This window comes from Bradyrhizobium sp. AZCC 1578, assembly GCF_036924675.1.
In the GTDB taxonomy this organism is placed as follows: domain Bacteria; phylum Pseudomonadota; class Alphaproteobacteria; order Rhizobiales; family Xanthobacteraceae; genus Bradyrhizobium.
On the sequence record NZ_JAZHRZ010000001.1, the window covers coordinates 4,919,834 to 4,945,288 of the forward strand.

Annotated in this window: 21 protein-coding genes; 15 read left to right on the forward strand and 6 right to left on the reverse strand. The window is 64.1% G+C overall.

Features of this window, described 5'->3' with window-relative positions; translation table 11 throughout:
* The first annotated feature begins 86 nt into the window (after positions 1-86).
* The 3 genes from V1290_RS23560 to V1290_RS23570 all read left to right on the forward strand — a co-directional run bounded on the left by V1290_RS23560 (position 87) and on the right by V1290_RS23570 (position 4,684).
* Positions 87-2,063, forward strand: a complete 1,977-nt coding sequence (locus tag V1290_RS23560; protein ID WP_334366586.1) for a primary-amine oxidase — start codon at positions 87-89, stop codon at positions 2,061-2,063.
* A gap of 112 nt (positions 2,064-2,175) precedes the next feature.
* Positions 2,176-3,798: a gamma-glutamyltransferase gene (gene ggt / locus V1290_RS23565; protein ID WP_334366587.1), complete on the forward strand. Its 1,623-nt coding sequence runs from the start codon at positions 2,176-2,178 to the stop codon at positions 3,796-3,798.
* Positions 3,799-3,871: 73 nt separating this feature from the next.
* Positions 3,872-4,684, forward strand: a complete 813-nt coding sequence (locus V1290_RS23570; RefSeq protein WP_334366588.1) for an MBL fold metallo-hydrolase — start codon at positions 3,872-3,874, stop codon at positions 4,682-4,684.
* On the opposite strand, the gene V1290_RS23575 is transcribed toward V1290_RS23570, so the two are convergent.
* The 3 genes from V1290_RS23575 to V1290_RS23585 form a co-directional block, all read right to left on the reverse strand.
* Positions 4,681-5,724 (reverse strand): 2Fe-2S iron-sulfur cluster-binding protein, encoded by a 1,044-nt coding sequence (locus tag V1290_RS23575; protein ID WP_334366589.1) that lies wholly within the window; start codon positions 5,722-5,724, stop codon positions 4,681-4,683. The genes V1290_RS23570 and V1290_RS23575 overlap by 4 nt on opposite strands.
* 42 nt (positions 5,725-5,766) lie before the next feature.
* Positions 5,767-7,644, reverse strand: a complete 1,878-nt coding sequence (locus tag V1290_RS23580; RefSeq protein WP_334366590.1) for an ethylbenzene dehydrogenase-related protein — start codon at positions 7,642-7,644, stop codon at positions 5,767-5,769.
* Between the two features lie 263 nt (positions 7,645-7,907).
* A complete protein-coding gene (locus tag V1290_RS23585) occupies positions 7,908-9,410 on the reverse strand; it encodes a hypothetical protein (RefSeq protein ID WP_334366591.1) in 1,503 nt (500 codons plus the stop codon).
* Between the two features lie 563 nt (positions 9,411-9,973).
* On the opposite strand from V1290_RS23585, the gene V1290_RS23590 reads away from it, so the two are divergent.
* The 4 genes from V1290_RS23590 to V1290_RS23605 all read left to right on the forward strand — a co-directional run bounded on the left by V1290_RS23590 (position 9,974) and on the right by V1290_RS23605 (position 16,874).
* Positions 9,974-11,683, forward strand: coding sequence for a type I secretion system permease/ATPase (locus V1290_RS23590; protein WP_334369152.1), 1,710 nt, complete (start codon positions 9,974-9,976; stop codon positions 11,681-11,683).
* Positions 11,680-13,650: an HlyD family type I secretion periplasmic adaptor subunit gene (locus tag V1290_RS23595; protein WP_334366592.1), complete on the forward strand. Its 1,971-nt coding sequence runs from the start codon at positions 11,680-11,682 to the stop codon at positions 13,648-13,650. Before V1290_RS23590 ends, V1290_RS23595 begins: the two co-directional genes overlap by 4 nt.
* A 104-nt stretch (positions 13,651-13,754) precedes the next feature.
* Positions 13,755-15,635: a molecular chaperone HtpG gene (htpG, locus tag V1290_RS23600; RefSeq protein ID WP_334366593.1), complete on the forward strand. Its 1,881-nt coding sequence runs from the start codon at positions 13,755-13,757 to the stop codon at positions 15,633-15,635.
* Between the two features lie 84 nt (positions 15,636-15,719).
* On the forward strand, positions 15,720-16,874 hold the full coding sequence (locus V1290_RS23605) for a DUF3095 domain-containing protein (RefSeq protein ID WP_334366594.1): 1,155 nt from the start codon (positions 15,720-15,722) through the stop codon (positions 16,872-16,874).
* Between the two features lie 112 nt (positions 16,875-16,986).
* Here V1290_RS23605 and V1290_RS23610 read toward each other — a convergent pair whose 3' ends face one another.
* The 3 genes from V1290_RS23610 to V1290_RS23620 all read right to left on the reverse strand — a co-directional run bounded on the left by V1290_RS23610 (position 16,987) and on the right by V1290_RS23620 (position 19,517).
* Positions 16,987-17,427, reverse strand: a complete 441-nt coding sequence (locus V1290_RS23610; RefSeq protein ID WP_334366595.1) for a DUF2147 domain-containing protein — start codon at positions 17,425-17,427, stop codon at positions 16,987-16,989.
* An 82-nt stretch (positions 17,428-17,509) separates the two neighbouring features.
* Entirely contained in the window at positions 17,510-18,892 is a 1,383-nt protein-coding gene (locus tag V1290_RS23615) for an MATE family efflux transporter (protein ID WP_334366596.1), read from the reverse strand.
* 85 nt (positions 18,893-18,977) lie between these two features.
* Positions 18,978-19,517, reverse strand: coding sequence for a GNAT family N-acetyltransferase (locus V1290_RS23620; protein ID WP_334366597.1), 540 nt, complete (start codon positions 19,515-19,517; stop codon positions 18,978-18,980).
* 162 nt (positions 19,518-19,679) lie between these two features.
* On the opposite strand from V1290_RS23620, the gene V1290_RS23625 reads away from it, so the two are divergent.
* The 8 genes from V1290_RS23625 to V1290_RS23660 all read left to right on the forward strand — a co-directional run bounded on the left by V1290_RS23625 (position 19,680) and on the right by V1290_RS23660 (position 25,449).
* Positions 19,680-20,282 carry a superoxide dismutase gene (locus tag V1290_RS23625; RefSeq protein WP_334366598.1) on the forward strand — a complete coding sequence of 201 codons (603 nt, stop codon included), beginning with the start codon at positions 19,680-19,682 and terminating at the stop codon, positions 20,280-20,282.
* Positions 20,283-20,499: 217 nt separating this feature from the next.
* Positions 20,500-20,886, forward strand: a complete 387-nt coding sequence (gene crcB / locus V1290_RS23630; protein ID WP_334366599.1) for a fluoride efflux transporter CrcB — start codon at positions 20,500-20,502, stop codon at positions 20,884-20,886.
* A gap of 139 nt (positions 20,887-21,025) precedes the next feature.
* Positions 21,026-21,619 (forward strand): permease, encoded by a 594-nt coding sequence (locus V1290_RS23635; RefSeq protein ID WP_334366600.1) that lies wholly within the window; start codon positions 21,026-21,028, stop codon positions 21,617-21,619.
* Between the two features lie 59 nt (positions 21,620-21,678).
* Positions 21,679-22,119: a hypothetical protein gene (locus V1290_RS23640; protein WP_334369153.1), complete on the forward strand. Its 441-nt coding sequence runs from the start codon at positions 21,679-21,681 to the stop codon at positions 22,117-22,119.
* 651 nt (positions 22,120-22,770) lie between these two features.
* Positions 22,771-22,950 carry a hypothetical protein gene (locus V1290_RS23645; RefSeq protein WP_249734433.1) on the forward strand — a complete coding sequence of 60 codons (180 nt, stop codon included), beginning with the start codon at positions 22,771-22,773 and terminating at the stop codon, positions 22,948-22,950.
* 2 nt (positions 22,951-22,952) lie between these two features.
* A complete protein-coding gene (locus tag V1290_RS23650) occupies positions 22,953-23,708 on the forward strand; it encodes a metal ABC transporter ATP-binding protein (protein ID WP_028350500.1) in 756 nt (251 codons plus the stop codon).
* Entirely contained in the window at positions 23,708-24,577 is an 870-nt protein-coding gene (locus tag V1290_RS23655) for a metal ABC transporter permease (RefSeq protein ID WP_334369154.1), read from the forward strand. The genes V1290_RS23650 and V1290_RS23655 overlap by 1 nt, the downstream gene beginning before the upstream one ends.
* A 2-nt stretch (positions 24,578-24,579) precedes the next feature.
* Positions 24,580-25,449 carry a metal ABC transporter substrate-binding protein gene (locus tag V1290_RS23660; RefSeq protein WP_334366601.1) on the forward strand — a complete coding sequence of 290 codons (870 nt, stop codon included), beginning with the start codon at positions 24,580-24,582 and terminating at the stop codon, positions 25,447-25,449.
* Positions 25,450-25,455: the final 6 nt, after the last annotated feature.

Genomic DNA, 25,455 nt, shown 5'->3' on the forward strand with positions numbered 1-25,455 from the left:
CCAGCGCCGGACGTGGCAGGTTCATTCAAGACACGCCGTCTCGGACCGCCGTAACCTGCAACCAGTCCATGGGAATTCGGTCCGATATGATACCTACAAAGCCATCTGTCGGCACAGATGCCGATCATCCGCTCGACCCGCTCAGCGAGGCCGAAGTCGCACTGGCGTCCGAAATCTTGAAGAAAGAAAAGCGACTCGGCCCGCACGCGCGATTTACCCATGTTCAGCTGGAAGAGCCGGCCAAGTCCGACGTCCTCGGCTGGGAGCCGGGCGTTGTGCTGCCACGGCGGGCCGCCGCCACCCTGTTCGACAGCAAGACCGGCGCGACGCACGTCGCCACGGTGGACCTCGCATCGAAGTCGGTAACCGCTTGGCGGGAGTATTCGACCAAGGCCCATCCTTACGGCCAGCCGCCGATCACCATCGAGGAAGTGTTCAAGGTCGGCGACATCGTCAAGGCCGACGCGGACTGGCGGCGCGCGATGAAGCGGCGCGGCCTCGATGACAAGGACATCGGGCTGGTTCAGGTCGATCCGTTCTCGGCCGGCTATTTCGACCGCGAGGTGGAGAAGGGCCGCAGGCTGGTCAGCGCCGTGTCCTATTGGCGCAGGGATCTCAAGGACAACGGCTATGCGCATCCGATCGAGGGCGTGGTCGCGCTGGTCGACCTGATCGAGAACAGGATCGTCCATCTGGTCGACGAGCCCGACATCATCCCGATCCCGAAAACGTCGCGCAACTACGACCGGGCGTCGATCCCGCAAACGCGCAAGGACGTCAAGCCGCTCGACATCGTGCAGAAGGACGGCCCGAGCTTTACAGTCGAGGGCTGGAAGGTCGGTTGGCAGAACTGGTCGTTCCGCGTCGGCTGGACCGCGCGCGAGGGCCTGGTGTTGCACCAGATATCGTTCCGCGATGGTGCGCGCGAACGGCCGATCATTTATCGAGCCAGCGTCACCGACATGATCGTGCCCTATGCCGATCCGACCGCGAACCATTTCTGGAAATGCGCCTTCGATGCCGGCGAGTATGGGCTGGGCAAGCTCGCCAACGCGCTCGAGCTCGGCTGCGACTGCCTCGGCCATATCAATTATTTCGACGTGCCGGTCGCCGACGACTACGGCAAGCCCGGCATCATGAAGAACGCGATCTGCCTGCATGAGGAGGATTACGGGATCCTCTGGAAGCATTACGAGTTCCGCAACGAGACGTTTGAGGTGCGGCGGTCGCGCCGCCTCGTCATCTCCTTCTTCACCACAGTCGGAAACTACGACTACGGCTTCTTCTGGTATTTTTATCAGGACGGCACGATCCAGCTCGAAGTCAAACTGACCGGCATCATCCAGACCGCGGCGATCGCCGCAGGCAAGGACTACCCGTGGGGCGGCATGGTCGCCGAGTATCTCGGCGGCCCAACCCATCAGCACTTCTTCAATGCCCGCCTGCACATGATGCTCGACGGCGAAGGCAACACCGTCACCGAGCACGAGTTCCGCCCGCGGCCCTGGGGTACGGACAACCCATACGGCAACGTGTTCGATGTCACGGCCCGAACGCTCTCGCGCGAGCGCGACGCGGCCCGAGAAGCCGACGGGCGGACCGGGCGGTACTGGAAGATCAGCAACCCCAACAAAACGAATAGCGTCGGCGGTCCGACATCGTACAAGCTGATAGCGCACAGTGCGCCCGCGATGCTGGCGCAAGAGGGCTGTTACATGACCTCGCGCGGCGGATTTGCAACCAAGCACGTCTGGGTGACGCGCTATGCGCCCGACGAGCGATACGCGAGCGGCGAGTTTCCGAACCAGCATGCCGGCGGCGACGGTCTGCCGAAATATATCGCCCAGAACCGCACCATCGAAAACCAGGATATCGTGGTCTGGCACAGTTTTGGGGCGACGCATGTCTGCAGGCCCGAGGATTTTCCGGTGATGCCGGTCGAATATGTCGGCTTCACGCTAAAGCCGAACGGCTTCTTTGCCGAGAATCCGGCGATGGACCTGCCGCCCGACCGGAACGCTGCGAGCCGGGACAACCGTGACGAGGGTTCATGCTGCGGCTGACGTCCGCAGGTTCGCTCTTTCTTTTCATCAAGCAAGGAGACTGACCATGAATCGCAGGTACATGATCAGGCGAATTCGCGCCTGACGGCTCGGCATATTCCAGGGGCTTGAATTGGACATTCGTACCGGCCGACCGGTAACGCTTGCGTCGAACGGCATGGTGACGTCGCCGCATTCGCTGGCATCCATGGCCGGCATCGACGTGCTCCGCGCCGGCGGCTCCGCCATCGATGCCGCGATTGCGACGAGCGCGGTGCTCGCCGTCGTCTATCCGCACATGACGGGTCTCGGCGGCGACGCGTTCTGGCTCATTCACGACGGCGCCAGCGGCGCGATCCGCTACCTCAATGGCGGCGGCAAGGCGGCAGCCACTGCCACGCTTTCGTCGATCGAGCAGCGAGGGTTGAAGGAAATCCCGCTGCGGGGAATCGTGCCGGCGACGCTCACGGTGCCGGGCGCCGTGGCGAGCTGGATTGAGGCGCACAATCTCCATGGCCGATTGCCTCTGCAGCGCGTGCTCGAGAGCGCCATCGGCTATGCGCGCGATGGCTTCCCGGTCACCGGCCGCCTTGCCAGCTTCATCGAGATGATGCGCGATGATCTGGTTGGGGATCGCGAGGCCGCCGCGTTGTTCTTTCCGCAAGGCACGGCAGCGCGGCCAGGCGCAAAGCTCACCAATGCAAACCTTGCCCGCACGCTTCAATCGATCGCGGATCGCGGATGGTCGGGCTTTTATCAAGGGGAGGTCGCGGCTGAAATGGCGCGCTTTTCGGAAGAGAAAGGCGGCCTGTTTCGGCTGGCCGATTTCGGCCGGCAAAAGGCGATCTGGGGCGAGCCGCTTGCTGGCCGCTACCGCGACGTCACCGTCTTCAACACGCCGCCGCCGACGCAGGGCTTTACCGTGCTCGAGATGCTCAACCTCCTCGAGCCGCACGAACTGCATCGAAAGGATTTTCTCGGGCCCGACCATGTGCATCTCATGGTACAGGCCAAGCAGATTGCCTATCACGACCGCGATCAGACGCTCGCTGATCCCTCCTTTGTCGAGGTGCCGGTCGAGCGGCTGATATCGAAGGAATACGCGCACCTGCGCGGCCGGCTGATCGACGGGAGGTCGGCATTGAAATGGGACATGGTCCCATCCTTCGGCAGCCTTGCCGGCGACACAGTCTATGTCGCCGTTGTCGATCGTGACGGCAACGCAGCGTCGCTGATTCAAAGCCTGTATGGCGCGTTCGGCGCCTGCGTGGTCGCGGGAAACACCGGCGTCATCCTGCAAAATCGCGGCGCGTATTTCACGCTGGACCGCAATCATCCCAATCGCCTCGAGCCCGGCAAGATCCCGCTGCATACGCTGATCGCCTCGATGGCCAAACGCGACGGCAAGCTCTGGAGCGTGCTCGGATGCATGGGCGCGGATGGCCAGCCGCAAATTCAGCTCCAGCTTTATTCCGCCATGGTCGATTTCGGATTCGATATCCAGGAAGCGATCGAGATGCCGCGATTTCTCTCCGGCCGCTTCGCGCTCGGCGAGGCGCGCGACACGCTGCATATCGAAGGGCGGTTCCCTATAGATACGATCGATGCGCTCGCACAGCGCGGCCACACCATCAACCGCTGGGACGCCTGGAACGAAATGGCCGGCCATGCGCATGGCATCACGATCGACCGGCGGAACGGCGTGCTGAGCGGCGGTTCGGACCCGCGCAGCGACGGGGCGGCGATCGGTTACTAAATGTTGATCCGCGCTTCGCATTGGCTGGCCCTGCCGTTATGCGTTACCACTCCTTCCGACAGGAGTGATGCCGATGCCGCTATGGACCTGCGAACAATGTGGCGCCCAGTTTCCCGAAAGTGCCGAGCCACCGGCCGCGTGTCCGGTCTGCGAGGACGAACGGCAATTTGTGAACTGGAAGGGACAGGCGTGGCTCACGCGCGAGGAATTGGCGCAACATCACACGCTCGTCTGGCGTGATGATCTCGGCATTCCCGGTATCGGACTCAAGCCGAGTTTTGCGATCGGACAGCGCGCGCTACTCGTGCGCGAGGCGGATGGCTGCGTGATGTGGGATTGCGTGCCGTTAGCCACGCCCGAGGCGATCGACTACGTCGGTTCGCTCGGAGGCCTGAAGGCGATTGCCGTCTCGCACCCGCACTACTATGGCGCGGTCGCCGACTGGAGCGAGGCGTTCGGCGGCGTGCCGGTCTACCTGCACGGCGACGACCGCGCTTTCGTCACGCGGCCGCACCGGACAATCGTGCCATGGACCGGCGACAGCCTCCGGCTCTCGGACGATATCCTGCTGGTACGAACCGGCGGACATTTTGCAGGTGCCACGGTCCTGCATTGGCGCGCTGGCGCGGAGGGCCGTGGTGCGCTGCTCACCGGTGATGTCGCCATGGTGGCGATGGATCGCCGCTCCCTCAGTTTCATGTACAGCTATCCGAATTACATCCCGCTCAATGCCGCAGCCGTGCGCCGGATCGCACGCGCGGTCGAGCCGCTGGCATTCGACCGCATCTATGGCGCGTGGTGGGGCCGCAACATCGAAGGCAATGCCAAGGCGGCGTTCGAAATGTCCGTTCAGCGATATATCGCAGCCATCGCAGGCATCGGCTAGCGGTTACCCGCGCCAACCGCGGACACACCGCGGGGCATCGGCGCCTCGCGTTGCGCCGACTGCAACGGGATGGCGCCCTTCGGCTCGCTGAGCCAGCCGGTGAGGCGCGACATCAGGCCGGCCTGCTCCACCTTCCGCGGCTCTTGTACGAAGGGATCGGTGTAGCATCGCGCGCCCGCAGCCTTTGCAATCCGTGCCACCGCATCGGTCATGGCCGGCGCGCCCGCGGTGTAGACCACGTCATCCGGCGTGAGTTTTGGCAAATGATCGGTCGGCCGACCGCTACGAACGGCATGCGAGATATTTTGCGGCTCCGATACCATCGGAATCAGCGTGACATTGGGAAACAGCGCCAGCCGGCATAGCGCCGCATGCATGTAGAGCGAACGGATGCTCCGGGCCGCCACCACGAAGACCATTTCGCGCTGCGGCTGCTCCATGATCGCGGCGACCGCGACCGACCACATCGGGGCGAAACCGGTGCCGCTGGCGACGAGAACGATGCGCCCGGCATGGCCTTGCCTGAAAAAGGCGCGACCGTACGGCCCCATCAGCTTGATGCGATGTCCGGCGCGGATGTCGTGGCCGAGCGCCGAGGATACCAGACCGTCCGCGACCTTTCGGATATGAAAGTGCAGGATGCGATCGTGGGGCCGGCCTTCCAGCGGATAGGTCGGGCTGTAGGACCTTGACGGGAATCCCTGAAACTGCAGCTTGCAGTACTGGCCGGGAAGATAGTCGAGCGGCTTCGGCAGCTCGATGTCGACCCCCACCACGTCGGGCGCGAGCTGAACGGTCTGCGCCACTTCCGCCGACAGCGCCACCGGCTCGGGAGCCGCCTCGATCGCAATTTCGAGATCGGAAACGATTCTGGCCTGGCAGGCATGGATCATGTCGTCGCCCCGGCTATGGCCGCCGAATACCTGGCCGTCGACGAGCCGCACGCGGCAGGCGCCGCAAATTCCGGAACGGCAATCATGCGGAAGGTCGACCCCGTTCATCAACGCCCAGTCGAGCAGAAGCTCGCCGCGATTGGCCAAATACGGCTCGTTGTTAACAGTGACTTTGCAAATCCTTGACATTTATTCCACCTCGATACGAATAGGACGAACGTGCCGTGTATGTCTGATCTGGCTGTGGTCGAAAGCGGCGACCCGCATGAAGATGCCGCTCTTGATCGGCACGTCGAACTGGCTTGTGGTGTCGAGCCGACGCTTCACCTCGAGCGCCCAGTGGCCGGAAGCCCAGCGGGCTGCGCTTCTGATGTCGGCGCGGTCGCCTGAAAATTCGCCGCCCAGGATGACGCCCGGGATCACGGTCCCCGTCGGGATGCGGGCGTCGACGTTGGTCGAATACGGCACGGAATCCTGCTCGGTCATGAACCATCGCGCGCCGTCGCTTTCGCCGTGATTGGGATCGAGGTCGATATCCCCCATCGCGTTCGTCGTGTCGGCGACGACTTTGGGCAGGCGCAGCGGAGCGATCAGCCGGCTGCGGCGTGGACCGCCTGACGTGTCGGCCTCGACGGTGAAATTGTCCCGGTAGTTTGCCGTGCCCGGGTCGGGCGCGAAGCCGCCCTTGTACGGAACGACGTTTGCCGCCTGCATCGGGGTCGGGTCGAGCGGCGGCCCGAAATGCGTATCGTCCATCCATCCGGTCGCGCCGCTCGTGGCCTTCCACTGCCAGACATCGGCATAGCCGGATGCCGTGTAATGCAGTCCGCGGCCACTCATGGTGGCAGGCGCGCCGGCGACCGGCTGCGGCCCGGGATGAAAGGTTCGCCCTCCCGCCAGCGTGACATCCGACGTGGTCAGCAGCACCGAAAACTTGTCTTCGTTGTACTGATGCTCGTCGCCAAGCTGAAAGCCGGAGTGAAGCAGGTGCCATCCATCGGCCTGCTTGACGAGCGGCAGGTGTTTTAGCGAGCGCGTCGAATCTTCCCAGGTGAAGAGGAAATAGGCATAGGTGCCGTCATGCACCGCGCGAATTTCGATTCTGGTCTCGCCCTTGCCGTCGAAATTTCCGCCTTCTCCGGTCAATAGCGAGAACGGCCTGACGCCGCGCCAGGCCCGATCGGACGTGTCGCCGTCGAGGGCCGGCGCGTCGGCGGGATTGATGCGGCGAATCTGAACACCGTCCACCGCCAGCCGATCGGTAGCCACGAGGAGCGAAGCGCCAGTGATCGCAGCGGCGGCCGCCACGAGGAACGGATTGGCCTGCAGCGTCGGGTTTCGCGATCTCGAAGGCCCGGCATGGGATCGTGGCGCCGGATCCGGCTCACGCGTCCGATCGCGGCGCGCCTCTGCGCCGGGCTGCAGTGGATGCGATGCAACCTCAGGCGGTGGGTCTTCGGGTTCCGGCGCCCGCGCCGATCGCTCGGCCAGCAGTCCCAAGAGCTCGACGGCATCGAGCCGCGGCGGCGGCGCCGGCAGCGGAGCGGGACGAAAAATACGCAGCAGTTGCGAGATGCCGCCGCTTTTGTATTGGGTCAGGACATGAAGGGCGACAAAGGCGAGGATCACCCAGGTCCCCACCCAATGCAGCATCGCCACGTCGTAGCCGGAGTAGAAGCCGAAATAGAGCGCGCCGCCGCTGACCAGCAAACCGAACATCGTGACGAAGAAAATCCAGTACATCAGGGCAATCACGGCGCTCAATCTGGCCTGTCCGCGGCCGAACAAGCCGCGCAGGCGAACCTTGTCGAGCTGGACGCGGCGTCCGAGGCCGGAGCGGAGCATGTAGACGACGTAGCCGATCGCCACGGCGACCAGGACGACGGCCGCCTGCATATGGGCGATCCATACGCTGTCGCGCGGCAGCACGGCGTCGAACCAGTTGATCCAGGTCCGGTCGGGCGTTTCCGTCGCAATGCGTAAGCCGGTGACGAGCGCAACGACGAATGCGGCCACGAACGTCCAGTGTAGAATGATGGTCCCATAGTCCGTCTTACGCTGCCTCACACATACGCCCCGCTACTTCACTTACCGAACAGCAACTGTTGGCGCCGATCCCGCCAACCGCCGATGTCGCTGCCGTACTAGTGATGGTCCTCAAAGCCGTCGGTGAGGCCATCGTCCAAGATCGTTCTTTGCGGGCACTGGCCGGTGAAGAGCTCTTTTGCGCCCGCCGCGTGAGCCGGATCGGCGAACGCGCTTCTTGTTTGATGTATCGGCCTCCAGCGTCCCCGACGTGTCGGGGGCGCCGGAGGTCGCGCCGCGCGCCGCTATCCCCACATATGATGTAAATGATGTGCCAATTCGGGCATGTCCGAATTGGCTTGGTCCGCCCCCCCGATCTCCACGTCGGCAGCCGCAAACATCACCGGCTCGCCGCTGATGGCGGGAGCTGCGACTTGTTGCACGTCCGATGTGGCTACCGCGGCCAGCACCGGCGGCGTTTCGGCGACCGGCGTCTCCACGACCGGCGTCCCCAGTACCTCGGCGACCGTCAAGCCGTCTGGATTGTAGGTGCCGCCGGTAACAGGGGTATTGTTGCCGCCGACATCGGCTGCATTGCCGTGCATCTGGTCCGCGGCAGCGACGACCAGCGTCGCGTTGCCGGTCTGCAATCCCTTGATCATCGCGGCAATCTCGGCGCCGAGGATGCCGCCCAGGTCCGCGTCGAAATCGGTGACGCTCTTCTCGAATGCCCTGAGATCGCCGATCAGCGCGGCGATCGCCTCGCTGTCTTGGCTTCCCACGATGTCGACGGCTTGCTTTCCAAGCGAATTGGACCGCGCAATGAAATTGGCCACGAACGCCGTCTGCACATCATTGTCGAGATATTTCGGAGCCGGCGAGGTGTCATCCGGAAGCGGCGAAAGGCCGCCGACGCCGTCTTGCGTTGCCATATCAGCCAGATTGGCATCGCTCTGGATGATGTCGATGATGTCGAGGATGTTGTCGGCGCTGGCCTGTGCCGCATTGGGGCTTATCCCGGGGTCGTTGATGTAGACGAGCTCGAGTTGGAGTTGCTGCACGATCTCATCGGCATGGACGCCAGTCAGGCCGTCGAACAGCTCCGGGTTGGCGGTCATCAGCGCCTGCATGTCCGATATCACGGCATTGATGTCATCGGTGATCTGCGCCCGGTTACCGTCATTGACCCCGCCAAGGATCTGACTGGCCACGTCCTCGAAGATCGCGCCGATCTCCGCGAGATTGTGAGGCGCCGTGGCGGCGGGGGCAGTGGGCAGCGGCGCGGTCGGCGCCGGATTAGCCAGCACGGGATCGGTACTGACGGCATTGATGACGCTGAGTTGGCTGACGCGAAGCGCTTGTTCTGCGCCGGCGGCGTTGCCGAACGAGCCTGCCGCGCTCACCGAGGCGTTGGCCGCCGAAATGGCGCTGGTGATGTCGGACAGGATCGCCTGAACATGGCCGAGCGCGGCGCCGGAAAACTGGCCTGTATTGAGCTCGGCCAGCAGATTGTTCTGCACCGCGGTGAGATCGTTGGTGTGGCTTGCGATGCTGCCGGCTGCTTTGGTGCCGTTGCCGAGCGCGCTTTGCTGCGGGACATCCACTGGCGCCCGAGCCATGCCGTTGAAGGTTGCGCCGAGGTCGGAAAAATTCGAACCGACAGGCCGTGACGTCGTTTGGCTGGCCGGCGGCGTTTCATCGGGCGGTGTCGTGGACGGGGAAGCCGGAGCGGCTGGCGGGCTGGCGACGTCATCGATCGGAAGATCGAGATCAGCGTCGGGCTGATCCCCGTGAGCCAAGCGAGTCATTGTTCGTCCCCTGCTGTCCAGTCGAATCCATTGACGCATAGGCGCGGCCATCCGCCAGGGGGCGGGATGTCGCGCATGGTGAAGGATCATTTAGCTTGATGGCGTCATTCGGCCGACACAGCGACCAATGAGCGCCGAAGCAAGGTGATAGACGGACAAATCCATGACGCACGCCGTGCGGGAAAACCGGCGAATGAAGCGCGCGCGACAAGGGCATCGCAGCCCCTGTCTGACGCGCCGTGTCTTCGGTGCCGGCATCTTAGCCGGAGGTGTGCACGCCGTTTCGGCAACCACCGAGCGTTTGCCACCGTTCTACCCACGAGCGAACTTGAACAATCGGCATTCGTCGCATTGTTGCCGAAAAATGGTCCGCATCGCGCGTCAAGGAGACCTGCAGGGAGACCCGATCGAGCGGGTCGTAGGGCAGTTCAATGAGTATCGCTCAGGGGCAGACGCAGGACCGAGCGCGGGCAGCGTCGGCGCTTCGCGCTGTTTCGGGCCTGCGTTCGACGCTGGCCGGCGACGATCCCGTCACCAACGCGCTGCGCGCCAGTGCGCGCCGCATGATCGGCGTTGCTGTATTCAGCGGCGTCATCAACATCCTGATGCTGTCGGGCCCACTCTATATGTTGCAGGTGTACGATCGGGTGATTCCGAGCCGTAACCTCGCGACCCTGTTCGGCCTGTCCCTGATGGTGCTGTTCGCCTATCTGGTGCAGGGATATTTCGACGCGATGCGGTCGCGGATGCTGTGCCGGGTCGCAACACTGTTCGATGCCGGCCTGCAAGGCTCGATCCATTCGGCGCTCGCCACCTTGCCGCTGCGCGGCGTCAAGCCGGTCCTGATGCAGCAGCCGCTGCGCGACCTCGACCAGGTGCGCACCTTCATGTCGGGCATGGGCCCGACGGCATTCCTGGACATGCCGTGGATCCCTGTCTTTCTGATCGGGCTGTTTCTGTTTCACCCCGCCATCGGCTTCACGGCGCTGCTGGGTACTGCGGCGATCATTGCGATGACCTTGCTGACCGAGCGGATCTCGCGCAATTCAGCCAAGGCGGCGATGGACATGAACGCGCAGCGCCAGGTGCTGGCGGATGCGACGCAGCGCAACGCGGAAATCGTCCGCGCGCTCGGCATGACGGACCGGTTGACGGCGCGCTGGTCGCAGGCCAACGAGCGCTACCTGCAGGAAAACATCCGCGCCACCGACGTCTATGCCAATCTCGGTTCGGCCGCGAAGGTGCTGCGCTACATTCTGCAATCGGGAATGCTCGGTATCGGCGCCTATCTCGTCGTGGTCGACAAGGCGTCGGGTGGCGTCATGATCGCGTCGTCGATCCTGATGGGGCGCGCGCTCGCACCGGTTGAAATCGCGCTCGGCACCTGGAAGCAACTGGCCGCCGCCCGCCAGGGCCTCGCCCGTCTGCGCGACATCTGCAAGGCGACCGCGCCGCCTCCGGCGCCGCCGGTCATGCTGCCGCGTCCGTGCCGCGAATTGTCCGTGCAAAACCTCGCGGTGGCAGCGCCCGGTTTCGACATGCCGATCGTGTCTGGCGTGACGTTTTCGCTCAAGGCCGGCGCGGGGCTGGCGCTGCTGGGCGCCAGCGCGTCGGGCAAGACCTCGCTTTCCAAAGCGCTGGTTGGAATCTGGCCAGCGCATCGCGGCGCAGTGCGGCTTGACGGCGCCTCCCTCGATCAATGGCGCAACGAGGATCTCGGCCGGCACGTCGGCTACCTGCCGCAGGATGTCGGCTTGTTTGACGGCACGGTGGCGGAGAACATCTGCCGTTTCGACGAACACGCAAGTTCCGACGCCATCCTCAAGGCCGCCCAGATCGCCGGCGTTCATGACATCATCCTGCGCCTGCCGGAAGGTTATGCGACGCGAATAGGGGCGGGCGGCATCTCGCTGTCCGCGGGACAGAAGCAGCGCGTTGGCCTGGCGCGGGCGGTATTCGGCGATCCGTTTCTGATCGTTCTCGACGAGCCCAACGCCAATCTGGATGCCGACGGTGAGAACGCCTTGACCCGCGCCATCGCAATCATGCGCCAGAACAAATCCATCGTCGTCGTCATCTCGCACCGCCCAAGCGCGCTCTCCGCGCTTGATATGACGATGGTGCTCTATGAGGGCAAGGCGATCGCGTTCGGCCCGAGCGAAGAGGTGTTCGCGCGCGTTCGCAACGCCAACGGCAAGGGCGCGCCGTCGCAGCCCGCGCCGCAGGCCAAGGCAGAGCAGCGCGCATCACTTGCCGAGAGTGTTTCGTCATGAAGAATTTTGATCACGTCCATGCCGACGAAAGAGTGGTGCGGAGCCGGTTCGAAGGAACGGATGCCGAGGCCGCTGCGCCGCAAGGCCAGGCGCTGATTCTCGAACTGCAGCGATTGCGGCAGGCATTCGAACAGGACAATCAGCAGCGGCCGCCGCTGCGGCGTCCACCGCGCGACGAACCACGTCCGGGCGCGCGGCGTCCGGCCCGGCCGAAGCGGCGGAAAAAGGGCAAGATGAGTCGCGTGCTCGATGCGTGGCTCGGCCCTTTTGGATCGCAGTCCGACAGCATCGATGCCGAGCCGCCGCCGGCGCGCAGTGGACGCGCGGCGCGTGAGCCGCAGTTTATGCCGCCGCCACGGACGGCCAGCCCCCGCGGCCCGGCGGTCAATTCGGGGCCGAATGAACGGCAGGCGCGCGGCCCGATCATCGCGCCGGACGATCCGTCGCTCATGAACATGCCGAGGTCGAGACCGGAGCTTTTGCAGATCGACGACCGGCGGGAGCCGCCTCGCATCGAGGCTCCCCAATTGGCGCCGCCGAGCCCGGCGGGCGCTGTGGCGCGCGGGCGTTCGGTGACGCGGGTGGTTCGCAACGGCGTGACCGCAGGCGTTGCATTCCTTGCCAATCGCGATACATCGCCGGATGTGGCGGCCGCGCCCGGCGAGAGCATCGTGCTGCGGGCGGCGCGCGCCTACGAGAATGAGTTGCGCACCGGGCTGCGGGTGCTGCTCGTCGTCGGCGGGCTGGCAGGCGGGTGGATGGCGTTCGCGCCCTTGTCGGGCGCCGTCGTGGTGCCGGGTAATCTGGTGGTGCAGTCCAACGTCAAGACCATCCAGCATCCGACCGGCGGTGTGGTCGCACAGATCTCGGTCAATAATGGCATGCGGGTCAACGCCGGCGATCTCTTGCTGCGGCTGGACTCGACGCAGGCGCAGGCCAGCCTTCAGGTCGTGAGCAAGCAGCTCGATGAGGTGCGGGCGAAAATCTCGCGGCTGGTCGCCGAGCGCGACGGTCTGCCCAAACCGGCGATACCGCCCGAACTATCGACCCGGCTGGACGACGGCAACGTCAAGACAGTGCTGGCCTCCGAAGCCTCGCTGTTCAGGGCTCGGGTGACCGCACGCGAGAGCCAAAGGGAGCTGTTGCAGAGCAAGGTGTCGCAGCTTGGCGAAGAGATCATCGGCCTCGAAGCGCAGGTCGCGTCCAAGGCCAAGCAACTGGAGCTGATCACCGGTGAGCTCACGGGAGTGCAGGAGCTCTTCGACAAGCGTCTCGTGCCGATCGCGCGGCTCACGGCCTTGCAGCGCGAGAGTGCCAGAATCGAAGGCGAACGCGGCCAGTTGCTCTCCACGATCGCCGAGACCAAAACCAAGGTCGACGAGGCGAAGCTTCAGATGGTCAGGCTCGACCAGGACGTACGGACGGAAGTCGTCAAGGAGCTCGGCGAGGCGCAAGGCAAGGAAGCCGAACTCAGCGAGCGCTCCGTCGCCGCGCGCGACGTGCTCGAGCGCATCGAGATGCGCGCGCCGACGTCGGGCGTGATCCATCAGCTCAACGCGCACACCATCGGCGGCGTCATTCGCCCCGGCGACACCATCATGGAAGTGGTGCCGGATTCCGACGATCTTCAGATCGAGGCGCGGTTGCAGCCGAACGATATCGATCAGGTGCGCAAGGGCCAGCAGGCTTTCGTTCGCTTCTCGGCCTTCAACCAGCGGGTGACGCCGCAATTGATCGGTCAGGTGTCGTACGTCTCGCCCGACACCACCCGCGACCAGCAGACCGGCACGTCGTATTTCACGGTCCGGATCATGCTGCCGGAAGAGGAGCGCCGGCTGCTCGCCGGGCTGCAGCTCGTCTCGGGCATGCCCGCGGAAGTGTTCATGCAGACCGGCAGCCGGACCATGCTCAGCTATCTGTTCAAGCCGATCCTGGATCAGTTCCAGCGCGCTTTCGTCGAGCGGTAAGGGGGCAAACAGGCTTTTGGCGCGTCGTCGCAAATCTTGCCACCCCAGATGGCATCGTTATATCAGGGCTTCCCGTCCTGCCCTGTTTGCATTGCGAGCCCCGTATGACCACCACCACTGCCCCCGAATCCCAGCCGTTCCAGGCCGAGGTCGCCGAGCTTCTGAACCTGATGGTGCACTCGGTCTATTCGGAGACCGAAATCTTCCTGCGCGAGCTGATCTCGAATGCATCTGACGCCTGCGACAAGCTGCGCTATGAGGCGATATCGGCGCCCGAGCTGATTGCCGACGGCGCGCCGCCCAAGATCCGTATCGCGCCGGACAAGAAGGCCAATACGCTTAGCGTCGTCGACAGCGGCATCGGCATGGACCGGCAGGAGCTGATCGACAATCTCGGCACCATCGCGCGCTCCGGCACAAAGTCGTTTCTTTCGCGCCTCACCGAGGCCAAGGACGGCGCCAATCTGATCGGCCAGTTCGGCGTCGGCTTCTATGCGGCGTTCATGGTCGCCGAGCGCATCGTCGTTACCAGCCGCCGCGCCGGTTCCGATCAGGTCTTCGTCTGGTCGTCCTCCGGCGGCAGCGGATTTGAAATCGCTCAAGCCAGCGACGAAGACGCCACGCGCGTCACCCGCGGCACCGAGATCGTCCTGCACCTGAAGAAAGAGGCATCAAAATATCTCGAGACCTACGAGATCGAACGTGTCGTCCGCGCCTGGTCCGACAACATCCAGTTTCCGATCGAACTGGTGCCGGAGGAGGGCGAGCCGCGCCAGATCAATTCGGCCAGCGCGCTATGGCAGCGGCCAAAATCGGAGCTCAAGCCGGAGGACTACAAGCAGGCCTATCAGCAGGTCGCCGGCGCGTTCGACGAACCGGCGATGACGCTGCATTATCGCGCCGAAGGCCGGCAATCCTATGCGGTGCTGCTGTTTGCGCCGTCGACAAAGCCGTTCGACCTGTTCGACCAGGCGCGCAAGGGCAAGGTCAAGCTCTACGTCCGCCGCGTCTTCATCGCTGACGACGCCGATCTCTTGCCGGCCTATCTGCGCTTCATCCGCGGCGTGATCGACAGCGAAGACCTGCCGCTCAACATCTCGCGCGAGATGCTGCAGAACAATCCGCAACTCGCGCAGATCCGAAAGGCCGTTACCGGCCGCGTGATATCGGAGCTGGAAAGCCTCGGCGAAAAGGAGCCCGAAGCGTTCGCAAAAATCTGGGACGCGTTCGGCCCTGTGATCAAGGAAGGCATCTGGGAGGACTTTGAGCGCCGCGAGAAACTGCTCGCATTGTCGCGCTTCACCACGACAAAGGGCGAGGAGCGTTCGCTCAAGCAATATGTCGAGGATCTTAAGCCGAACCAGACCGACATCTATTATCTCACCGGCGAGAGCGTCGAACGGCTGAAGTCGAATCCGAAACTCGAATCCGCAACCGCTCGCGGCATCGAGGTGCTGCTGCTGACCGATCCGGTCGATGCGTTCTGGACCTCCGCGTCGCTCGATTTCGGCGGCAAGCCGCTAAAATCGTTAAGCCAGGGCGATATCGATTTCGGACTGATCCCGCTGTTGGATGAAAAGGCCGATGACAAGAAAGACGAAGGCGGCGCGGATGAAGCCACGACGATCGCGCTGATCAAGGACGCGCTCGGCGAGCGCGTCTCCGACGTGCGCGCCTCGCAGCGGCTGACCTCGAGCGCGTCGTGCCTCGTCGCCGGCGGCGGCGCACAGGACCGCATGCTCGAGCGGCTGCTCGCAATGCAGAACAAGGGGCCGACCACCAAGCCGATCCTCGAGATCAACATGCGCCATCCCTTGGTCGCGGCGATTGCCGGCGACAAGGACGCGGCCAAGGATCTATCAAAGGATCTGTCGTTCCTGCTGTTGGAGCAGGCGCAGATCCTCGACGGCGAACTGCCGGAAGATCCGGCGGCGTTTGCCAACCGGCTGAACCAGTTGGTGCTACTGGGGATCGCAAAGGGTTAGGACATTCGGTCGCCTGTTTGAACCGAATTCCAAGACCGGCCGTATCTGCTAGGAAAGTGCGAACGCGGGGTAGCGCAGATCGCCATGACGACGTCTGACGGCACCGACATTTTCTATGGCGCGATTCCGGTCTTTCGCGGCTTCGGCAGCCTGATGGACCCGGCGCTGTATACGCCGTTGCCGGACGACTGGACCGTCGGTGTCGCCGACATCGTCGAGTCGACGAGGGCGATCGCCAATCAGCGCTACAAGGCGGTCAACATGGCCGGCGCTGCCGTGATCGCGGCCGTGACCAATGCGCTTGATGGCCGCGAGTTTCCGTTCGTGTTCGGCGGCGATGGTGCGAGCTTTGCGATCTCCCCGGCGGATCTTTCGAACGCGCGCGAGGCACTGGCGGCGACCGCGGCCTGGGTCAGCGCCGATCTCGATCTGATGATGCGGGTAGCGCTGGTGCCGGTGAGGGACATTCGCGCGCAGGGCCTCGATATCAAAGTCGCCCGCTTCGGGCCGTCGTCCAATCTGTCCTATGCGATGTTTTCCGGCGGCGGGCTGGGATGGGCGGATGCCGCGATGAAGCGGGGCGAATTCGCGGTCCCGCCGGCGAAGCCGGGAACGCAGCCCGATCTGTCCGGGCTGTCGTGCCGGTTCGAGGAAATTCCTTCTTCCCGCGGGCTCATTCTGTCGGTGCTGGTGGTGCCGGCCAAGGGCGCCGATCCGCAACGTTTCCGCAAGGTGATCGAGGACCTCATCAAGTTGGTCGAGCAGAGCCCGGATGCGGGCCGGCCGGTGCCGCCGGATGGGCCACCGCTGCGCTGGCCGCCGGCCGGCGTCGAATATGAGGCGCGCGCCGCGCGCGGCGGGCCGTTGTTTAAGCGACGCACCATCGTGCTCGCCGTCACGCTCTGGGCCTATGTGGTGATGCGGTTCGGCATCAAGGTCGGCAAATTCGTGCCGAAGAACTACGTGCAGCAGGTGGTGGAGAATTCTGACTTCCGCAAATATGACGATGGCTTGCGGATGATCCTCGATTGCACGGTCGAGCTGGAACGGGCGCTGACGGAGCTTCTGGCAAAGGCGGCTTCCAGCAAGATCGTGCGCTACGGCCTGCACCGGCAGGACGCCGCGATGATGACCTGCTTCGCCCCCTCGGTGATGCGCAGCGATCATGTCCACTTCATCGACGGCGCCCGCGGCGGCTACGCGTCGGCGGCGTCAGCGCTGAAGGCGATGGCGGCGTAGGCAGTGTGGGGGTGACGATTTGCACGCCGTCTGCGGTTCGAATATGCGGCGGCACCCCCACCCCAGCTAGGGTGGGGGCTCGCGCCGCAGCGGCAGTATCAATTTTGTTCGTTCACCGCCCCACGCGCGTCCAGTTCTCGCCGCCGCAGAGCGCGCCGACGCACCCTTCGACCTTTAGCGTATCTGCGCCTGTTACCGAGACGCTGCTGGCGTAGGTGCCGCCGTCATCGGCATTGTAGATCTGGCCCGACCATTTGTTGGGACCGCTGGGGCTCATGCCGCTGAACAGGGGAAGGCCGATCATCGGCCGCCGCTTCAGGGCCGGGTTCGGATTTTTGTCGTCGACCTGAGGCTGGCCGGTGGCCTGATCGATCGGCTCCTTCAGCCCGACGATCACGCCGCAAATTCCACCGCCGCATTTGCTGATTTTCACCCTGGCATCGCCCGCCTGGGTCAGCCAGACGCCGGTCGGCTCGGCGCCTTGCGCGAAGGCGGATGGCGCGGCCAGCAATGCCGCTGAGATCGCGATGATGAAAGCCGTTCTGCAAGCCATGAATCATTCCTTACGAAAAAGCAGGCCTGCATAGCAACAAATCAGATTTGTGCAACGTCGGATTGAGTGCAACTTGCCGTTATCATTTGCCCCAGGGGGTCAGTCGGATCGACAACGCCGTGCCGAGGCCGTAAACGACCATCGCGGCGCCGACCAGTGCGAACAAGGTCGATGCCGGCGCGCCCATGGAGGCCAGCCACCAGCCGCCGCCCCCGACGATCAGCAACCTTGCGGTGCCGGCCATCACGGGACCGCCGACCTTCGCAGCACCTTGCGAGGAGAAATAGAGACTGACGCCGATCCCGAAAAACGCGAAGGCCGGGCCTGCCCAGGTGAAATAGGCATTGGCGGCGGCGGTGACGCCGGGGTCGCCGGTGAACATCGAAACCCAGAGCGACGGTTTTGCCGCGACAATCAGTCCGATGGCGCCGACGGTAATGCCGGCCGCAACGCCCGCGGTCCACGCCACCTGCCGGGCGCGCGTCACGAGGCCCGCGCCAATGGCCATGCCGACCATCGGCACCGAGGCGACGCCGAATGCGAAGGCGATCGGCGTCAGCAGAAACTCCAGCCGCGAGCCCATGCCATAGCCGGCCAGTGTCTCGGTGCCATAGCCGGCCAGGATTTTGGTGAAGATCAACACCGTCAGCACGGTTTGCAGCGGCGACAGGCAGGACACCGCGCCGACCCTGAGAATATCGAAGAACATGTCGCGCTGGAATTTGAAGCCGTTGAAGCTCAGCGTCAGCCGGCTGCGGCCGCTGACGAGGTACCAGACGAGGAAGATGGCCCCCAGCGTAAAGGCGGCGAGCTGGCCTGCGGCAACGCCACGCATGCCGAGCCCGGGCAGTCCGAACAGCCCAAGGCCCAGCGCGCCGCCGACGGCGATCTGCACCAGCGCGATCCCGATCAGCGTGATCGATGGAATCCGCATGTCGCCGGTGCCGCGCACCACGGAAGCCAGCGTGTTGACCAGCCAGATCGCGATCGCGCCGGAGAACAGCACGTTCGAATATTGCATGGCCTGTTCGAGCACGCCGCCGCGCCCGCCGAGCAGCGCGTAAAACGCGTGGCCGAAGGCCAGCATCATCGCCGTGAAAAAGAGCCCGGCGCAGGCGCCGATCATCGCCGCATGCAGGGCCAATGTCGCCGCACGGTCGCGGTCGCCGGCGCCGAGCGCGCGGCTGATGGCGGAGGAAACGCCGCCGCCCATCGCGCCCGCCGACATCATCTGCGTCAGCATGACGAAGGGAAATACCAGCGCGATTCCCGCGAGCGGCTCGGTGCCGAGCCGGCCGATATAGGAGGTCTCGGCGACCGCAACCAGCGTCATGCCGACCATGGCGATCGCGTTGGGAAGCGCAAGTGTCAGCAGCGTCGACAGGATCGGCGAGGTGAGCAGGGCACTGGTCGGAGCTGACGGGACCGCGGCGGGGCGCATGTCGAGGGGGGCGTCCATGGTCATGCGTCACGTCATCCAAATGAAATAGATTATGGGTGACATATTATCGGACCGGGCCGGCGCAAGTCACCCCGCGCCGCTGCAGGGGTCACCACGGCAGGCCGCATAGGTCGATGACGCCGTCGCGCGGTTTGCGGGTAAAATCGAACACGAACGGCGCCATGGCCTCGAAGCGAACCCGTCCCTCCGGCTGTTCGGCATAGACCTCGCCGTTGAACGCATGCCAGCCGCGCGCCTGATAGAATGCTTCATTGTGCGGCTCGCAGAACAGCATCGCAAAGCGCACCGCTTCGTGGTCGCGCAGGGTCCTGACAGCGGCGTTCAGCGCCAGCGTCGCATAGCCGCGTCCCCGGCAATCCGCCCGGGTCGAGACGCCGCCAATGCCGCCGACATGAACCTTGCGCCCGTCCCAAGTAGCGTCACGGAAGTAGATGCCGACATGGCAGGCAAGTCCTGGGCTGGGCGAATCCTCCGGTGCGTCAATCAGCACGCGCAGATCGGCGTGGGCCCATTTGACGTGACCCCAGGGCAATTTTTCCACGACATCGCGCGGCCACACCGCGTTCATCAGCGGTTCGGCCCTCGGCCATGATGCCTCGCCGTTCAGGACGTCGATCTCGATACTCATGTCATTCCCTCGTCGCGGCGCCCTTATCCGTCATACGCTGGACGCGGAGGGGCGTTACGCAAGACCCCTGCCGTTTTGCCAAAATGCGGTGTTTAAGACCAATGGAACCTTCTATAAGGGTTCCCGTTAGACTTCGTCTCCCATCAGTTCGGACATCACCCCATGACCTTCACGCTGCCCAATCTCCCCTATTCCCACGACGCCCTTGCGCCTCACATGTCCAAGGAAACGCTGGAGTACCACCACGACAAGCATCACCAAGCTTACGTGACCAACGGAAACAACGCGATCAAGGGGACTGAATTCGAAGGCAAGTCCCTGGAGGAGATCGTCAAGGGTTCGTTCGGCAAGAATCCGGCCGTGTTCAACAATGCCGGCCAGCATTATAACCATCTGCATTTCTGGAACTGGATGAAGCCGAATGGCGGCGGCAGCAAGCTGCCCGGGCGTCTGGATAAGAAGATTACCGAGGACCTCGGCGGGCTCGAGAAGTTCAAGGCCGATTTCGCCGCCGCCGGCGTTGGCCAGTTCGGCTCCGGCTGGTGCTGGCTGTCGGTCAAGAACGGCAAGCTCGAAATCTCCAAGACCGCGAATGGCGAGAGCCCGCTGGTCTACGGCGCGACGCCGATTCTCGGCTGCGACGTCTGGGAGCACTCCTACTACATCGACTATCGCAACCGCCGTCCCGACTATCTCAAGGCGTTCTGCGATAACCTGATCAACTGGGACTATGTCGACGAGCTGTTCGGCAAGGCCGGAGCCTGACGACCAGGCGCGATAGCGCCGTTTCACCCTCCCCTGGAGGGGGAGGGTCGGCTCACATGGAGCGCAGCGGAATGTGAGACGGGGTGGGGTGATCTCTCAACACAGGCACTGTTGGATGTGGAGAGACCGTCACCCCACCCCGCCGCTTCGCGTCGACCTAGAGAGCGAGCTACGCTCGTCTCGACCCCTCCAGGGGAGGGTGAACACCGGGGCAATAGTGGGTAACGCGACAAGCTATTTGTTGGTCTTTTTCGGCGGCGGCCTTGGCGCGACGCTGCGTCATCTCATCAATCTCGCCTGCGCCCGCTGCCTCGGCACCAGCTTTCCCTGGGGCACATTCATCATCAACATATCAGGCTCGACCGCGATGGGGCTGATCGCGGGTTATCTCGCCTTCAAGGGCGAGGCCTCGCAGCCCTGGCGGCTGTTTTTGATGACCGGCGTCCTCGGCGGCTACACCACGTTCTCGGCCTATTCGCTCGATGCCGCGCTGCTCTACGAGCGCGGCGAGCTTGGGCTCGCGGCGCTTTACGTGATTGGCTCCGTCATGCTTTCGATTGCCGGGCTGTTCGGCGGTCTCGCACTGGTGCGTCAGTTCACCTGAACCAACCGCCATATGACCGCGTGACGTCCTCGCATGGGCGTCCTTGAGATGCGCATGGGTATCGCGCGAGCTTCCGTTTGCTTCGCCACACGCGCGGGACTAAGCAGGATGGATCCGCTTCACCCGCCAACGCACGGCCTTGTCAGAAACTCCGCCAACAGACCCGGCGCCAGCCGACGACGCCGAGCCAAAACCCCGGCGTGCCCGCAAGCCGGTCGGCTGGTCGATGATCGTGATCGGCGCGCTCGTCGCGATCTGCGCTGCGCTAGTGTGGCGGCGCGACGGCATCGACGGCGTGCTCAATATTCTCACCCACGATCTCCTGCTGTTCGGCGAAATCATCCCGCGTGTGTTGGCCGGCTGCCTGCTCGGCGGATTCATCGCAGAAATTCTGCCGCACGACAAAGTCTCGCGATCGCTCGGGCCGGAATCGGGGCTAAAAGGACTTTTGATCGCAACGGCATTCGGCGCGATCCTGCCGGGCGGTCCCTTCACCGCCTATCCGGTGGCGGCGGCATTGCTCACGGTCGGCGCCGATTTCGGCGCCACCATCGCCATGGTCGTGAGCTGGACGCTGATCGGCTACGGCCGCGCGGTCGCCTGGGAGCTGCCGATTCTCGGCACCGACTTCACGCTGTGGCGCATTGTGATCTCGCTGCCGATCCCCGTGCTGGCAGGCTGGCTCGGCCGCGTCGTCTTCGTGCGGATGTATCCGAAGGGCGAGCCGTCGTGACGGCGTCTGCGCTGATCATCGACATCACGCTGTGGGCCTCGGTCGCCATTCTCGGCTTCATGGCTTGGCGGCGAGGCCGCGTCGTGCTGGTGTCGTCGGTGCGCGAAGGCTCGATGGACTTCATCAACATCGTGCCGCGCATTGCACTCGGCGTGATCGGCTCGGGCTACATCGCCGCCGTCATCCCGCCGGAAGTCATCACCGGCTGGCTCGGCCCCGACAGCGGCTGGCTCGGCGTGCTGACTGCGGTGATTGCGGGTGCGGCGACGCCCGGAGGCCCCGTGGTCGGCTTTTCGATCGGCGCGGTGGCGCTGAAAGTCGGCGGCGGCCCGCCGCAGGTGATCGCCTATGTCGTCGCCTGGGCGCTGTTCGCCTTTCAGCGCATGATCCTCTGGGAAATTCCCTTCATGCCGGCCCGCTTCGTCTGGTTTCGCGCCGTGGTCTCGGTGCCGTTTCCGTTTCTGGCGGCCGCGATCGCGATGGTGATCGGCAAGCCGTGAGGTGCACGCTCAAGATGTTTTTATATGATCGTAAATCATAGATCGGCAGAAACCCCGCAATTCACCGGATGATGAACTGGTTCTGTCCGTGAATATCGGCTAAGACTCGCCCCGCCGGGGGGGCGGACCAGCCGATGTAGGGGTGTACATGAAGAAGGGCGACGTAACCTGCCCAAACTGCGGGGCGGGATTCAGACGGCTTGAGCTTTCGTCTCAGGTTGGGACCAAGGGCGAATATCACTGCCCAGTCTGCGATATGGCGCTGGAGGCAACAGACGGCAGCACGCTCGTTGCCTATCGTCTCACGATCCAGCCTTCCACTCGAAGCTTGAGGGCTTAGCGGGACCGCCTGCCTTGCTCTGAAATTCAGACGGTCCCTGCCGGCCACATTAATTCGTCCTGCCCCATAGGCAGCGGCCATAGCCAGCCAACGAAACACAAGCAAACCTATTTGAAAGCCTTATGACAGGGGTCGCCTCGGTTGGCGGCCTCTTTGCGGGTCCGCTCGAATGCTGGGCGCGCCCGCCAATCAGGCCGCAGCGTAATGGATGCCCGCTTTCGCGGGGCATGACAGACGGTACCCTTTGAGAATACCGATCTACGGCCACGCCCCTCGTGGACTCCCGTAATGTTATATTATAACGTCGATCCATGCCTCATTCCCACGACCACGCGCATCACGCCCACGCCCACAGCCACGGCCCGGCGACGCCGCATCCGGCGCAGGCCGCGCCCTGGTCGATCCTGCGGATGACTGTGTCAGCCCGCCTTGCCGCAGCGCTCGCCGTCAGCGTCGCTCTGTGGGCCGTTGTCCTGGTGGCGATGAGGTGAGCATGACCGCGCAGATAAAATTTCGAAACGTCACGCTCGGCTACGACCGGCATCCGGCGGTGCATCACCTCAACGGCGAGGTCGCGCCGGGCGCGCTGATGGCGGTGATCGGGCCGAACGGCGCCGGCAAGTCGACGCTGTTCCGGGGAGTGGCCGGCATCCTCAAGCCGCTGTCCGGCGCGATTGGTCTCGGCGGTCTCGATAGCAGGGACATCGCCTATCTGCCGCAGAGCGTCGACATCGACCGCAGCTTTCCGATCTCGGTGTTTGATTTCGTCGGCAGCGGGCTGTGGCGTTCGACGGGTCCGTTCGGCGGCATCGGCAAGGCCGCGCGCGAGAAGATCCTGGCGGCGCTCGCCGCGGTCGGGCTCAACGGTTTTGAAAACCGCGCGATCGGCACGCTGTCCGGCGGGCAGATGCAGCGCATGCTGTTTGCGCGGGTGCTGCTGCAGGATTCGCGCCTCATCGTTTTGGATGAGCCGTTCAACGCCATCGATGCAAAAACCTCGGCGGACCTGATCGCGCTGGTCCGGCGCTGGCATGGCGAGGGGCGCACCGTGCTGGCGGCGCTGCACGATCTGGAGATGGTGCGAAGCCACTTCCCCGAAACCCTGCTGCTGGCGCGCGGGCCGGTTGCGTGGGGGCCGACCGCCGAAGTGCTGACACCGGAAAACCTGCTCGTGGCGATGAAGATGTGCGAAGCCTTCGACGACAGCGCCGCAGCTTGCGCCGCCGATATGCCATCACGGGCGGCCTGATGCTGTACGACGCGCTGTTCGCGCCCTTCATCGAATTCGAGTTCATGCGCCGCGCGCTCGCCGCCGTGATCGCGCTTGCGCTCGGCGCCGCGCCGATCGGCGTGTTCCTGATGCTGCGGCGGATGAGCCTGGTCGGTGACGCCATGGCGCATGCGATCCTGCCGGGCGCTGCGATCGGTTTCCTGGTCTCGGGGTTGAATCTGTTCGCGATGACGACGGGCGGATTGATCGCGGGCTTTACCGTCGCGCTGCTCGCCGGCCTCGTCGCGCGCAACACCGAGTTGAAGGAAGACGCTTCGCTCGCGACCTTCTATCTGGTGTCGCTGGCGCTCGGCGTTACCATCGTCTCCATCAAGGGCACCAATATCGACTTGCTACACGTGCTGTTCGGCAACATCCTCGCGATGGACGACCAGACGCTGCTGGTGATCGCCTTCAACGCCACGATTACACTCTTGGTGATGGCGGTAATCTACCGTCCCCTCGTGATCGAATGCGTCGATCCGGTGTTCCTGCGCACCGTCTCTCGCGCCGGCGCGCCCGCGCATCTGGCGTTCCTGGCGCTGGTCGTCATCAACCTGGTCAACGGCTTTCATGCGCTCGGCACCTTGCTCGGCGTCGGCCTGATGATCCTGCCCGCCGGCATCGCCCGGTTCTGGTCGCGGGACATCACCGGCATGATCTGCATCGCGGTGGCGAGCGCGATTGTCTCGGGCTATGCCGGACTGGTGCTGTCGTTTCAGACCAAAATTCCCTCAGGCCCCGCGGTCATCCTGATCGCGGCGGTGCTGTATATCGCATCGCTGTTGTTCGGCCCTGTCAGCGGTCTGGTCCGGCAGATGTTTCCCGGCCGTCATCTCGAGGCGTAGTCATGATCCGGTACTGGCTTATCGCTCTCGCCATGCTCGCGGTCGCAGGCCCGGCCCGCGCCGAGGATCGCCTCAACGTCGTTGCAAGCTTCTCAATCATCGGCGATTTCGTTCGCCAGGTCGGCGGCGATCGCGTCGAGGTCACGACGCTGGTCGGGCCCGACGGCGATGCGCATGTTTATGTGCCGGCGCCCTCGGACGCCAAACGGGTTGCGGGTGCAAAGCTTGTGTTCGTCAATGGTCTTGGGTTCGAGGGCTGGTTGTCGCGGCTCGTCAAATCCGCCGGCGGAAAGGCGACTATCGTAACCACGACTACCGGCATTACGCCGCTCAAGCTCGGCTCGGTAGCTGATCCTCATGCCTGGCAATCGGTCGCCAACGCCAAGATCTACGTGGCCAATATCCGCGACGCGCTGGTGGCCGCCGATTCCGCCAGTGCCGAAACCTTCAAGTCCAACGCCGGCGCCTATCTGGCGCAACTCGACGCATTGGACCGCGAGGTGCGCGAGGCAGTCGCCAAAATTTCGGAAGGCCGTCGCAAGGTGATATCGACCCACGGCGCGTTCGGTTATTTCGCCGCCGCCTATGGCATCGAATTCATTGCGCCGGTCGGCGTATCGACCGAATCCGAGGCGAGCGCCCGCGATGTCGCAAAGATCATCACCCAGATCAGGGCGGCCAAAATACCGGCAGTTTTTCTCGAAAATATCTCCGATCCCCGCCTGATGAGCCGGATATCGGTCGAGACCGGCGCCAGGGTCGGCGGAACGCTCTATTCCGACAGCTTGACCGGCGAAAAGGGCGATTCTCCCACTTACATTGCGATGGTCAGGCACAATATAAAGGCCCTGACCAGCGCGCTGAGCCCATAGGGCAGG